This is a genomic window from Shewanella sp. ANA-3, assembly GCF_000203935.1.
GTDB lineage: Bacteria > Pseudomonadota > Gammaproteobacteria > Enterobacterales > Shewanellaceae > Shewanella.
Genome location: NC_008573.1, coordinates 55,831 through 68,110, shown reverse-complemented (window position 1 = coordinate 68,110; position 12,280 = coordinate 55,831). Strand labels below are relative to the sequence as shown.

Sequence of the window (12,280 nt, the reverse complement as noted above, 5' to 3'; positions counted from 1 at the left end):
TTCGGCGTTTAGTTCAAAAGGTGTTGCTACGCAGCAACCAAAAGTCTCCGTTAGCCTCGGACTCAGACTCAATTCAGATTAGCGACCTGAAACCAGATGTTTAGATTTTCTAAATATCTTCCCTTGTGGGTGAATATTCCCCCACAGGGATTGTTCACCCAATTTTTAATTATTGGAGTGAACTATGAATAGTATTTTTTCGGCCGAGAGTGTTCTGCATCAGATCACCCTTAATCAAAAAATCACACTTTGTGACGCTGAAGGCGAGATTCAAACTGCTTCAGCTCAGATTGCCTTGCTTAACGATTCTCCGTTTCGTGATGTCAATTCAAAAATTCAAAAAAACGCCAAATTCCATGCTGATTTAGCTGGTGAGTTGTGTGGGACCCTTTATTTATCTGCGGCTGAATCTTTGAAATCAGAGATGGTTGCGACATTTAAAGAACTAATGAATCGACTCCCTTTAGAGCTTCAAGACAGTTTTACGTATGCCTTGCTTGACTCTGGCGCACGTACACGCTTGGCCAAACGGAATCTATTCAACTTGTTACATTGATTAACAAACCTACCTTTTTGGGGTGATGAATTGCCCTAAAAGGCGTTCTCACCCCTTTTCTTTTTTATTTTATTAAAACTGGAGTGAGACTATGGACGCTATCGTATTTGCGGCAATCTTTATGGGTTTTATGACTATCTATCTGTTTTTAGTTAGACCTGTATTAGAGAGATTGGGCCTAGTTTGGTAATGCCAAATTAACCACTGTAAATCGACATCACTTAAGCGTCCTCTAGGACTGTTTATGGGGTGTCACTAATGCTCTTTCGCAATAGACAGCACTAGCGACACTCTATAAACAGGAATTTTACTTATGTCTACACTATCTGCGATTTTCTTCTCTGATCTGAATGTGCTCGTTACCGCGTCTGAAAAATGTGTTGCTATTACATCAAGCAAGGTTGGTTTTGATGTGAGCAGCAGTGATCATGGCGAACTGGCTGAGCGTTTATCAGTTTGGGCAAAATCTCAAAACATTCTGTCACCAGAGGAAACTCTAGGTGTTATCTAACCGGCTAGTAAGACCGTCTTACGGACGTGTCAGCCAATCAGTGCCGGTGCTGATTGGCACAACTAACCAAAGTGGGTTTTTTCAAGCCTATTTTGCTTAGTACCACTCCATGCTTCCTCACAACAACTCCCAATTAAGCGCTGAACATCAGTATTCCAATCGCCTACGCGAAACTGGAATTTAATTGCCGAGTTGTTGTTTGGTTGTGGTGCGTCTACTAGAGCATCTAGTTTGACCATCACAATCTCCCGAAAGGGCGCTTTGATGCTGCGTTAAGCATTTTTTCCCTTGTGGGTTCTGCCCACTAAAGGGCCGTACCCGCAACTTATTTATTTGGAGTGGGTATGGCTAAAAAATATCAAACCCGCGAGAAATCGTTGGGTGAATTAGGCATTCATGAATCTGTTGATTGGAGCGCTGAACAATGTCGCGCTTTTTGGGACGGAATCATTTCTGCAAATCTGGAGTTACTGAGAGATTCGGTGACTGAAGCGGAAGACATTCTTGACTGGGTGTTTTCAGAGCAGTTTCTAGTTGCTTGTCGTTATGCTGGTTTAGATTGTGATTTACTGAGGGATGGTGTCTTAGACGTCGTTGACCCAGTTGAAATCGTCAATGCCAGAATAAAGCTCAACAACGAAACTTGGTCTAAAAAACGCACTAAGCAGCAATCGCAATTGCGAAATGGCGAAGGCGTTTGGCAGACTATTTCTTGGGGCGAATCATTGGCACTATTTTGAGTCAGTATCGCTCCAGCATATCCAATTGCATCAGTAAAATCCGAGCCATAAAACGCCAACGGAGTTTGACTGCTGCAGCTGGTGAACAAATCAATTTATTAACCCTTGGGGTGAGTTTTGTCCCCCCGGGGCAGACTCACCCTTTTTTTATGCCTAACGGGCATATTTGGAGTGAGTCATGAAATTTAATACCGCAGGTAACATCGCTGCACGTCAGGCCAAAATTGCTTCATTGCAAGGCCAAAAAGGTCTCCATCTGTCTTTAGATTTCTCGTCCTTTTCGGGCAAGAAGTCAGAGAAATCATCAAAGGTATTTGATGATCAAGGTGGGGACGTGTCAGAAGTCACAGAGAAGCCTCGTAAGTTCTTGGTTGATAAATCAGCCCTTAAATTCGTCAGTAAATATTACATGAGAGCTAAGCGACTCATGGATACTGCTGGCATTCCTGTTTGGGGTGGGTGGTTAGTCCCTGAGAGTGAGTTCGATACCTTAAAAATTCGCTTTGAAGCAATTCAGCGTGCTTTTAATGAGGAAGCAGAAGCCTTCGTGAAAGATTACGAAGAGCTGCTGGATAACCAGTGTGCGGCACATCCTGAAGCGGCAAGATTCATTCGCCGTGATGCGCCTACTGTCAGTGACGTGGAATCACGCTTCTATATGAGCATGAGCCCACCAATGTCTATCGTTATCGGTTCTATGTCCGATGATGAATCGGCTGCTGCTGATACTCACTTGGATAAAAAGCTGCTTCAAGAATTTGCGGATTTGTCAGAGGATGTGTTGAATAAGATTGGTCGCGGCGACGTGATTGGTCAAAAGGCAATTTCATTCCTTGCTGATATGGAAGCAAAGGCGGCGAACTTCAGTTTTCTTTCTGATACTTGGGTCGGACTTGCGGCATGTCTCAATGAGATGCGCAACTCGTTCCCTAAGAATGGGCAACTGGATAGCAAATCGTTAGGTTTGTTACGGCTGTTACTAACGTCATTAAGCAACAAAACCGCGCTTGAAACTCTGTTAACGTCATACGACGAACTAGGCTTGGAAGCGATGGTTGAGCCTGAAATTGTTAACGAGCCTATGGCTGAGATTGATGAAGATGTCGCTCAGTTGCTACATGCGTTACGCGGATCCACAGAAGACAGTGGTGAAACGGAAGTTACAACGGCAAAAGTGACTGAAGAAGTGGAGCACTCGGAATTAAGTGCCGAGTTAGATGCCGCTTTTGCTGCGTTTTTTAATTAATTTTTAAACCCTTGGGGGTGAGTTTTGTCCCCATGGGGCAGACTCACCCTTTTATTTTAATGCCTTACGGGCATTTCTAAAATTTTGGAGTGAGTTATGTCTATTAAAGCTAAACAAGTATCCGGTGCAACAGTATTCCCATTATGCCCAACTTTAAGCGGTAAAATGGTCGCTGTTTTTGAAGGTATGGCTAACGTGCCAAAAGTGAACCCCAAGTACAGACCAAACGAGCGTAATTTGCTCATTGCGCTGACTTGGATGTTCGGAAAGAGCCGTAACATGTCACTGGCTTGTTATGGCGAAACAGGTACGGGTAAAACGGAGTTTGTCGCGTTTCTTGCGGCTTCTCTTGGCTTATCTCTGCACCGAGTATCCGTGAGTGAAACCATGCGCCCCGAAACGCTGAAGGGCAACATTGGTATCAAAAATGGTGAAACCGTTTTTGAAGAGAGCGTGGTGGTCAAAGCGTATCGCGAAGGCGGTATTCTGTTGCTGGACGAGCTGGATAAAGGCTCATTCGACCTGCTAGCTAGTCTTCACCCAATCCTCGAGGGCAAACCTCTTGCGATTGAGAAAACTGGCGAGGTGGTAAATCCTCACCCGCTCTTTAGAGTAATTGCAACGTGTCAGACCCCAGGTATAGCCGACATGTCTGGCCGTTACGGTTCGATTTCATCCGATATGGACGAGGCGGTTAAACGTCGCTTCCTTTGGATTGGCTTTGAATATCCAGCAATTTCTGTGGATACAGATATTCTCGGTGATATGACTAAGCTGTCTTATCGTATTCGTCTTGCGATGGCGAAATTTGCCAAAACGGTACGTGATGCGATGAACACCGATGCTGTCAACGGCAATTCTCAGCACTGCATTCAATCAGCACTATCAACTCGTGTTTTAGTTGATTGGGCGGTAATGTGGGAGTTGTTGCCTGACTTCACGATGCAGGAGGTGTTTGAGATTGTGTTTACAGCCGCTTCAACTCCTGAAGAGCGTCTAGCGCTTAATGAGTTGGGCAAGCTGCATTTAGCTGAAATGTTTACGCAATCGCTAACAGCTGCGAATGCTTAATTTAACCCTTGGGGGTGAGTACGCCCCCAAGGGCTTTCTCACCCCATTTTTTTTTACCTTACGGGTGCAATTGGAGTGAGAAATGAAAAGAAATACTGAACAAGCGTCATTCTCGATGCTGTCGAATGCGTTAACTCGCAAAGGCGTTAACGTCACGATTGCTGGTGGCAGTTCTTACACCAACGGTAAAAGAATTGTCATTGGGGTTGGCCCGTGGGATCAGATGGTTTGCTCGTTACTTCACGAGTCGGCCCATCTCAATCACACCAACTTCAGTGCAATCGGAAACGTCATGCAGCAGACCAGTACAGCGTTGAAAAACGCAATCAACGTGCTTGAGGACATAAGAATCGACTTGCGCAATATCAGGGAATTTCCTGGCGCAATACAGTCTTATCAATCAAGCCGAAGAATATTGGTAGACATCATTACCAAGCGTGAGTTTACAAACTGTCTCGACGACATTTTGTATTACGTACTTCTAGTCGGAAACCTTGAAAACGGGATTACTGCGATCAAACCAGCATTAGCTGGATTTGATTGGGTAACACTGGAGCTTGATAAGTTGTGTTTGAAATACGCACAGCTTGCACAAACGGCGAAAGACACCTTAGAAGTGCGTGAGTTGGCAGAAAACCTTCTGTTAGAGCTTGCGGCAATGCAACAGGCTAATCAGCAAGAAGCTGAAGGTGAAGCTGAAGGTGAAGGTGAAGCTGAAGGTGAAGCGGAAGGTGAAGGTGAAGCGGAAGGTGATGCTGAAGGTGATGCTGAAGGTGATGCTGAAGGTGAAAGCAACGGCAAGCCAAGCGGTAAGGCTCTTAGCAATAGCGCAGGGTTCAACGAAATCGATTTGGAGCAACCTTTCGAGGACTTGGACGTAGGCAAACTGTTAGAGGCTCACCGAGATCAGCAAGATATGAGTAACTATTCTCGTGTTCCTAAACCAATCAAAGTCATTCCTTACACTGTGCAGGAGTTGTTGCGTGGTAATCCAAACAGTGTTTTCCCTGCGGCAAATCTGCAGGTGAATGGCGCTGTCACCAATGCTATTAAGGTCATGTTTCGACAACGAAACATGAAATTATCCGGCGTGACGCAGTTTGGAGAGTTAGACGAGGATCGGTTGGTCGATGCTTATCTGGGTAACCCTGGCGCCAAAAACATCCGTCGTGATGTCGCGGCAAACCTATCTGTAGGTGTGTTGCTTGATGCTTCAGGTTCTATGGGGTATCCGGATGACGATACACACCGCTCTTGTGTAGCAACAAAAGCGGCAATGGCAATGACACAGGCTCTTGAAAAACAGAGTGGTGTTTTGACGTCATTATCGCTGTTTGGTGAGTTTTATCTTGAGCTAAAAGGTTTTGCTCAGAAGAAAACACCTTCGGTCTTGCCCTATTCAGACCTCGGCGGCACAAGCACTGGAGCTGCGATGATGGAAATGGGCAGCAAGCTCATTTTACAGTCATCGCAAAAAAAGGTGATGTTTGTGATTACCGATGGTCAACCAGACTGTCCGCATGAAGTGGTTGGTTCACTCGATTGGTTAGCTCAGCATGGCGTTGTGGTTTTGCCTGTCATCATTGGTCAGGTGGACGTAAGGTTTACTGGTTTTAAAGACCTGAAAGTAGCCTGTATCGACCACGTCAACGAGTTACCGAAACAGTTAATGCAGTTGCTTAAGCAACACATTTAACACAATTAATCCCTAGAGGGGCGTACTTCCCCTCTAGGGAGAAGTGCGCCATTTAGCGCATGAATACGCAGTTTGATTGCTTCCCTGCAATCGCTCTCTCTGTGTGTTCGTCCTAGATTTCCCTCGGGGGATCTTTGATGCGTTCTCTAGTTAGTGGGTATCAAAGATCCCCTGAGTAAAGGAGCATTTATGGACGCAATACAAAAAATCCAAGCTATTCGGTCTAGCGTTAATCCGTTAGACATTTACGGCAAAATTCCGGCGCTCAGCGAAGCGCTACGCAAGAAACCATCTCAAGTACCTGATCCTCGGACGGGGAGTGGGACAACCGTGTTTCGAATTGCATCCAATGGTTCTACTTACCTCAACGGGGTTGGTTACATGGATGTGATTGATACGGTGGCATACGTACTTGATCTACCGAAGATGAAGGCCTGCGATGAAATCAGTCGTTTGGCTAATCTGAAATTAGATTCTGAGTACGTGGCATCGGGTTCCTGCAAACCTGCCGAGTACAAATTACCTCCTGAAGATGTTGCAAAACGTACCGAGTCATTACGCAAGGTGTGGTCAAAATCCGTTCTCGCAATGGAAGCTGATTATGTGAAGGCTTATCTGTCTAAACGCGGTTTAGATGTATCTGACTTACCCAATACACTGCGCGGTATTAAATCGTGTCTGAACGTCAGCAATGTCGATGGGAAAATAGTGAAAAGCTGGACTCCAGCGATGTTAGGCGTTTATTTCGATAAAGAAGGAAAGCCCCTGACATTGCACCGGATCTACCTGACACCCGAAGGTAATAAGGCCAATGTGGAAGACGTCAAAAAGATGATGTCACCACCAGGTGATATAAGAGGTGGAGCTATCCGCCTTGATTATCATCCTGGGGAACACTTGGCTGTTGCTGAAGGCATTGAGACTGCTCTGGCAGTGCGAGAGATGTCCGGTTTACCGACGTGGGCGTGTTACAGCGATAGATTGTTAGAAGCTGTTCACATACCATCGAGTGTAAAACGAGTCAGCATTTTTGCTGATAAAGACGTTTCTGGCGCAGGTCAGGCGGCAGCGGAAAATCTCAGGAAGCGGTTAGAATCGCATGGTGTTGAGGCTCGGGTATTTTTCCCAAAGCAAGCAATACCAGCGGGTTCGAAAGGAATTGATTGGCTTGATGAATACAATCAACTATCAAAACCGACAGCGGCTTGAGTCGTAAATGAATACCTTACAAAAGGTGTTCATTTTAAAGTGGATTAATAACAGTCTGCTTTGAGATGAACACCTAAATACCACACACAGCGAGGGCGAAAGCCCTCAATGGGAAGCCCTCACTCTATAAACTAATGGAGTGAATATGAGTCAAAACGGCTTTCCAAACTGCCCAACGAACTACGTTGATGAAGTGAGCTTTTTCCTTGAGTTTCAGCCGATACCGAGCCAGAAATCTACAGGAGAAGAAATCCACATCAACGGAAAAAACTACCTGCACCCCAGCGTGAAAAAGGAGGAATCCTTTAGCGTATGGCGGTTCATTGAGACAGATGGTGAGCGAATGATCACAAGCTCTCACACCGATTGCGGTGAAGTGCTTGGATACGTTCTTAGCCGGAAGTCACCCCCCGCAGGTATCACTATCAGGGTTCCCTTTGATAGTTAATTCCAAAGCCCTGCCAACGCGGGGCCGTTACCGAGTGGCCAACTTTGATGACTACTCGGTAACGGCCTCAGTGCTAACCGAGCAACCCTTCCAACCTTGTTTAAGACCGTCGTAAATCGACTACTTTAAATACAGTTGGATTTTGCATGACTAATGTACTTGATGATTCTTGTACTGCGGTCATGTATTGGCGAAAGCCCGTCGAACCTACGTTAAGGTCTAACAATGCTTTAAGTACCGCTTAAAGCCAAAACCCTTGAGGTGTGCATAGCCTCAAGGCCTGCGCACCATTTTACTTTTTTACTAATTAATTTTTAGGAGTGAGTTATGGGCGCAGGTCATTTTTGTCTAGCAAACGCAAGTACCGTACATATCGAATTACCATTTGATGAAGCTTGGGAACCTTGGGAGTTGCACGACGAGACTCAGTGGTTTATTGAGAACGTAAAAAAGACAGTTCAGTCTCTTTTACCGAAATCATTCACTGAGCCAACATTTAATGTTCGCACTAGAGATGGAGAAATTATCGCTGATAACGGCTTTTATAAAGTGCTGTTAACCAGCTGGTGTAGCTACATCGCTATCAGCGTACAAATCAAAGAAGCGAATTGGTCAGAACCTTGGGAATTTAATCCTTTGGCTCTTTTCCATCATGCTTCTGCAAGTACAAAACTTTTCGATGAGTTAAGTGAGCAATATGAAGTCCGAATCGCGACAAGCGCTTGGACTTCTGGTGCTTACATTCGAGAAGCCGCATAAATATAAATCAACATAGATTAACCATCCCTAGGGAATTTTGCCCTAGGGCGGATTCCCTTTAATTAACTTTATAGGTATCCGCTATGAAAAAATTCATTTGTGATGGTGAGAACTCAGCAAGGGTGATTGATGCCACTTCACTGAAAATGGCTCAAGAATCTTTTGAGTTAGCTAATTATGTTTAGTTGTTCCACAGGAGAATATTCATGTTACAACAGAACGTGCTACGATGCTCAAGTAAACTTTTTATACGAGTATCTAACATGCCATCAATCACAATTCGATTTGATGATCGTGACACTCTTCTTGCAGAATTGGAGGCCAAAGCTTCTCAGCTCGGTATTACAACTGAGCAATTGGTTCTACGTTTCGTTTCAGCAGGAATGCAGAGTGACTGTTCGCCATCGATCGCAGGAGAGTCCATTGAGGATTTCTTCGCGAGAAATGGGGTATTCAGCAAACCATAATTCAATCAAATTATTTCCTACAACTAGGTCGAGGTTCCTATGAGTAACCCTACGGCCCTAGTTGGGGTCATTCTATTTGCCTGGTTCCCTTCGGATGAACATCCTAATCGGCCAGGCCCCAAATTCCGTCCTGTTTTAGTTGTTGATGCAGACCCGTCTGGTACACAGTTGCGCTTGGCTTACGGCACAAGTCAACGAGTGGACGAAAACCACCGGGGAGAGCTCACTTTTAGAAGTCACGAGATGGAAAAATTAGACAAAGATACAAAATTTTGCCTCGGAAGAACTCGCTGGGTTCCTGTGACACCGGAATACTTTGTCAAAGATGGCAAACAAGTGATCATCGGCACCATACCTAAAAATCGCGTTAGAGACCTCTATTTGCGAGTACAGGAAGTGCTGTAACCTTAACGAATTTGATTTTTAAACCCTTGGGGGTGAGTTTTGTCCCCATGGGGCAGACTCACCCTTTTATTTTAATGCCTTACGGGCATTTCTAAAATTTTGGAGTGAGTCATGCAATTACAGAAAATCAGTTTCAAAGAAGCAAAACAACTTGTGGCTTTGACGGCACCACATTTGGACGTATTGATAAACCAAAAGCGTCAAACAATCGTGCTGTTTTACAAGGGGATGGAAGACATCCTTTATGTAAAAGGGTCTCAAGTCATCGTTGTAGATGATATAGAAAACCTGACAGGTTTTGGATTAGTTAATTCAATCCAGAACCTGAACAACATCATAATGAGAGCAGACTTTGATGATTACATATCCCTTATGAATTGGGCATCTTCGGAGCATCTTCAAGATGCAGAGAAGGTGGTCAATCAAGACAGGATATTGGAGTTTCATCAGAATGCCTCCCGCACTGCATTATTAGCCGCTTCGATTTATGAAAATCTTAAATTGATTCAAGCCGAAATGCGTAAATTCGAAACAACAATGGTTTGACACCTTTCAAGCGAGCCCAGCGCCGCTTAGTGAAAGAGCCTTTGTAGTCGATATTTAACCCCCAAGGGTACACAAGTGCCTTTGGGCTGCGTGTACCTTTAATCAGTAGTGAGGACACGCTATGAGTAAATTAGAAGGTGGCAGTAAAAGCGAGATTATGGATCGTCGAGAGCAGCGTTTTTTTGCGATTTTCGATGCTTCTTTTTTAATAACTGGGCTTTTTGGATATGTACTGCTTTTTAATGCGACCAAAGAGGATTTAATCGTTTTAATTGGGGTCGTTAATTCGTATGTGCTATTGAATCAGCTTGTTAAGGCAAGTTTCAACTTCAATTACATCCTCAAAGTGGCAGTTATATCTATCGTCTTTAGCGCGATATACCGCTTTTTAGCTTCACTAGCAATTTAACCAAGACAGTTAATGCTGCCATTGCAGCTTAACATCAAAATTTAACCCTTGGGGTGAGTAATGTCCCCTAGGGCCATAGCTCACCCTTTTTTGTTTTATGCCTTACGGGCATTTATGGAGTGAGTCACATGGCAACAATCATTAATACTAAAATTGGTGATTCCAAAGGCCGCGCTCGTGTGTGGGTCGAGGGTTCCAAGCTATCACGAGAAGGGTGGGATGCAGGTCGAAATTACACTATTCACGCAAACGGAAATGAAATCCGCTTAGCGGCAGATGAACAGGGTAAGTACACCGTAAGCCGTCGCAGTAAAAACGGTAATATCACACCCATTATCGATTTAACCTGTAAAGCGATTACAGAGGTTTTTGAAGGCATTAGCAAACTCAGAGTGTTGATTAAAGCAGGGGTAATCATTATCTCAGCGCATCATCAATCTGAGCGGGTTAAGAGTCGGGAATTACGATTAATGTCACGCCTGCAAAATGGTGAGTCATTGAAAGTGGCCTCGTTATTCCATGGCGGTGGCGTGTTAGATAAGGCTGTCCATCATGGATTAGAGTCGGCGGGGATCTCCAGCAAAATAGCTGTCGCTGTTGAGCTAGAGTCCCAGTACCTAGATTCGAGCCTGACCAACAATCCAGAGTTGTGGGATAGCAGTTCTATTGTGATTGAGTCTCCGGTTCAAGATGTGAACTTGCAGCAATGCAATATGGAGGTCGATGTGCTGGTTGCGGGTATCCCTTGCGTCGGCGCATCAAAAAGCGGTCGAAGTAAACTGAAGCTCCAGTTCGCAGAATCTCACGATTCGGCAGGCGCTTTGTTCTTCTCGTTTCTTCAGTTCGCGCAAGTGTTAAATCCGGCGATTATCTTGATAGAAAATGTGGTCGAATACGCCAACACTTCATCAATGACAGTCATCAGGTCTGTGCTGGGTTCGTTGGGGTACAACCTCCACGAAACCACATTAGATGGTGGCCGCTGGGTTTTAGAACGTCGTAAACGCTTAGCCGTTGTCGCTCTGTCGTCGGGAATTGATATGTCAGAGTTTGACATCTATTCACTTATGCCTTCTCGCTTTCCAGAGGCCAGTCTAGGGCATATTTTGGATGCGGTGCCGGATGGCGACGACAGGTACAAGCCGTTTGATTATCTGGCGGCGAAGGAAGAGCGCGATAAAGCGGCAGGTAAGGGGTTTGCTCGTCAGTTATTGACAGCAGATTCCGATGGCTGTGGTGTGATAGGCAAGGACTACGCGAAATGCCGTAGCACTGAGCCATTCATCATCAATCCAGTTGACTCCGCGTTATCAAGATTGTTCACACCGGTTGAGCATTGCCGCGTGAAGGGAATCCCAGTTGAAGTCATTCAGGGATTATCTGACACAGTGGCGCATCAAATCCTTGGGCAATCGGTGATATACCCTGCCTTTAAAGACTTGATGCAATCAGTAGGACAAACGCTTTTAACCAATACCGTTAAAGCTGCCATTGCAGCTTAACATCAAAATTTAACCCTTGGGGGGGGGTGCCATGCCCCCAAGGGCCATGCTCACCCCTTTTTTATACCTGCCAACGGGCAATAGGAGTGAGTTATGGGATTTTTCTCTTGGAAAACAGCTGACAAAAACGAGTCTATCTACAACATCTATTCTGGCTGCGAAGTCAAAGAAGTTTATATGTTGCAGCCTCACGACCAGCCACCAATCAAAGAACCCGAATATGAGGGTTGTGGCGTATTTGGTGGTGTAGATGCGTATGTCTGGCTAGCTCAAGCCAATGCGGAGCATTACGGTTTCGACAGTAATGAGCTAGACAGCGAAGAGCTACGCGGTCTCGGGATTGCGATTGAGTTAGGTGATGTCTTACAAGACACGCAAACAGGCGATTATTGGCATCTATGCAGTGATAATCGCATGTTAATACCTGGCAAATATGCAGCATGTAATTACGCTGAAGTGATCCCCGAGTTAGGTGATTGTGCAAACAATCTGATCCAATCAGGTCGTTTTAAGCAGGTGAGAATTAAGGCGATAAAGCCTGCACTTTACCTACTTAAGTTTTCACATAACCCTCGTGCCATTTACGAAGATTTACCGCCCTCAAAGCAATGCCCAAAACAGGGATTTTTCGTAAAGTGGTGAGAGCGAGTAATCGTTCCGTTGTTAGTCGTTTACTTTTTTAACCCTTGGGGGTGAGTTTAGCCCCCTCCGGGCC

General features: G+C 45.0%; 14 protein-coding genes. All 14 read left to right on the top strand.

All coding sequences use genetic code 11. The annotated features are described in order from the left end of the window. Positions 1 to 184: 184 nt before the first annotated feature. The 14 genes from SHEWANA3_RS22015 to SHEWANA3_RS21945 all read left to right on the top strand — a co-directional run bounded on the left by SHEWANA3_RS22015 (position 185) and on the right by SHEWANA3_RS21945 (position 12,207). On the top strand, positions 185 to 556 hold the full coding sequence (locus tag SHEWANA3_RS22015; protein WP_037426830.1) for a hypothetical protein: 372 nt from the start codon (positions 185 to 187) through the stop codon (positions 554 to 556). 313 nt (positions 557 to 869) lie between these two features. After that, entirely contained in the window at positions 870 to 1,067 is a 198-nt protein-coding gene (locus SHEWANA3_RS22010; protein WP_037426827.1) for a hypothetical protein, read from the top strand. A gap of 344 nt (positions 1,068 to 1,411) precedes the next feature. Further along, on the top strand, positions 1,412 to 1,807 hold the full coding sequence (locus SHEWANA3_RS22005; protein ID WP_011711540.1) for a hypothetical protein: 396 nt from the start codon (positions 1,412 to 1,414) through the stop codon (positions 1,805 to 1,807). A 178-nt stretch (positions 1,808 to 1,985) separates the two neighbouring features. Further along, a complete protein-coding gene (locus SHEWANA3_RS22000) occupies positions 1,986 to 3,053 on the top strand; it encodes a DUF3150 domain-containing protein (protein WP_011711539.1) in 1,068 nt (355 codons plus the stop codon). A gap of 96 nt (positions 3,054 to 3,149) precedes the next feature. Continuing rightward, on the top strand, positions 3,150 to 4,124 hold the full coding sequence (locus SHEWANA3_RS21995) for an AAA family ATPase (RefSeq protein ID WP_011711538.1): 975 nt from the start codon (positions 3,150 to 3,152) through the stop codon (positions 4,122 to 4,124). A gap of 82 nt (positions 4,125 to 4,206) precedes the next feature. Beyond that, positions 4,207 to 5,820 carry a hypothetical protein gene (locus tag SHEWANA3_RS23685; protein ID WP_041413313.1) on the top strand — a complete coding sequence of 538 codons (1,614 nt, stop codon included), beginning with the start codon at positions 4,207 to 4,209 and terminating at the stop codon, positions 5,818 to 5,820. Positions 5,821 to 6,009: 189 nt separating this feature from the next. Further along, positions 6,010 to 7,029, top strand: a complete 1,020-nt coding sequence (locus SHEWANA3_RS21985) for a toprim domain-containing protein (protein ID WP_011711536.1) — start codon at positions 6,010 to 6,012, stop codon at positions 7,027 to 7,029. 145 nt (positions 7,030 to 7,174) lie between these two features. Beyond that, entirely contained in the window at positions 7,175 to 7,477 is a 303-nt protein-coding gene (locus SHEWANA3_RS21980; RefSeq protein ID WP_041413312.1) for a hypothetical protein, read from the top strand. Positions 7,478 to 7,804: 327 nt separating this feature from the next. After that, positions 7,805 to 8,236, top strand: a complete 432-nt coding sequence (locus SHEWANA3_RS21975; RefSeq protein ID WP_011711535.1) for a hypothetical protein — start codon at positions 7,805 to 7,807, stop codon at positions 8,234 to 8,236. A gap of 506 nt (positions 8,237 to 8,742) precedes the next feature. Next, positions 8,743 to 9,108 carry a hypothetical protein gene (locus SHEWANA3_RS21965; RefSeq protein ID WP_011711534.1) on the top strand — a complete coding sequence of 122 codons (366 nt, stop codon included), beginning with the start codon at positions 8,743 to 8,745 and terminating at the stop codon, positions 9,106 to 9,108. 111 nt (positions 9,109 to 9,219) lie between these two features. Continuing rightward, the gene (locus SHEWANA3_RS21960) at positions 9,220 to 9,654 is read left to right on the top strand and encodes a hypothetical protein (RefSeq protein ID WP_011711533.1); all 435 of its coding nucleotides are present in this window, start codon (positions 9,220 to 9,222) and stop codon (positions 9,652 to 9,654) included. A 121-nt stretch (positions 9,655 to 9,775) separates the two neighbouring features. Further along, positions 9,776 to 10,063, top strand: coding sequence for a hypothetical protein (locus SHEWANA3_RS21955; protein WP_011711532.1), 288 nt, complete (start codon positions 9,776 to 9,778; stop codon positions 10,061 to 10,063). 128 nt (positions 10,064 to 10,191) lie between these two features. Further along, entirely contained in the window at positions 10,192 to 11,565 is a 1,374-nt protein-coding gene (locus tag SHEWANA3_RS21950) for a DNA cytosine methyltransferase (protein WP_011711531.1), read from the top strand. Between the two features lie 93 nt (positions 11,566 to 11,658). Then, positions 11,659 to 12,207, top strand: a complete 549-nt coding sequence (locus tag SHEWANA3_RS21945; RefSeq protein ID WP_011711530.1) for a hypothetical protein — start codon at positions 11,659 to 11,661, stop codon at positions 12,205 to 12,207. Positions 12,208 to 12,280: the final 73 nt, after the last annotated feature.

What these genes read in the sequence shown, in the direction of transcription:
- SHEWANA3_RS22015 (WP_037426830.1), top strand. Translation starts at nt 185, where the DNA reads ATGAATAGTATTTTTTCGGCCGAGAGTGTTCTGCATCAGATCACCCTT.
- SHEWANA3_RS22010 (WP_037426827.1), top strand. Translation starts at nt 870, where the DNA reads ATGTCTACACTATCTGCGATTTTCTTCTCTGATCTGAATGTGCTCGTT.
- SHEWANA3_RS22005 (WP_011711540.1), top strand. Translation starts at nt 1,412, where the DNA reads ATGGCTAAAAAATATCAAACCCGCGAGAAATCGTTGGGTGAATTAGGC.
- SHEWANA3_RS22000 (WP_011711539.1), top strand. Translation starts at nt 1,986, where the DNA reads ATGAAATTTAATACCGCAGGTAACATCGCTGCACGTCAGGCCAAAATT.
- SHEWANA3_RS21995 (WP_011711538.1), top strand. Translation starts at nt 3,150, where the DNA reads ATGTCTATTAAAGCTAAACAAGTATCCGGTGCAACAGTATTCCCATTA.
- SHEWANA3_RS23685 (WP_041413313.1), top strand. Translation starts at nt 4,207, where the DNA reads ATGAAAAGAAATACTGAACAAGCGTCATTCTCGATGCTGTCGAATGCG.
- SHEWANA3_RS21985 (WP_011711536.1), top strand. Translation starts at nt 6,010, where the DNA reads ATGGACGCAATACAAAAAATCCAAGCTATTCGGTCTAGCGTTAATCCG.
- SHEWANA3_RS21980 (WP_041413312.1), top strand. Translation starts at nt 7,175, where the DNA reads ATGAGTCAAAACGGCTTTCCAAACTGCCCAACGAACTACGTTGATGAA.
- SHEWANA3_RS21975 (WP_011711535.1), top strand. Translation starts at nt 7,805, where the DNA reads ATGGGCGCAGGTCATTTTTGTCTAGCAAACGCAAGTACCGTACATATC.
- SHEWANA3_RS21965 (WP_011711534.1), top strand. Translation starts at nt 8,743, where the DNA reads ATGAGTAACCCTACGGCCCTAGTTGGGGTCATTCTATTTGCCTGGTTC.
- SHEWANA3_RS21960 (WP_011711533.1), top strand. Translation starts at nt 9,220, where the DNA reads ATGCAATTACAGAAAATCAGTTTCAAAGAAGCAAAACAACTTGTGGCT.
- SHEWANA3_RS21955 (WP_011711532.1), top strand. Translation starts at nt 9,776, where the DNA reads ATGAGTAAATTAGAAGGTGGCAGTAAAAGCGAGATTATGGATCGTCGA.
- SHEWANA3_RS21950 (WP_011711531.1), top strand. Translation starts at nt 10,192, where the DNA reads ATGGCAACAATCATTAATACTAAAATTGGTGATTCCAAAGGCCGCGCT.
- SHEWANA3_RS21945 (WP_011711530.1), top strand. Translation starts at nt 11,659, where the DNA reads ATGGGATTTTTCTCTTGGAAAACAGCTGACAAAAACGAGTCTATCTAC.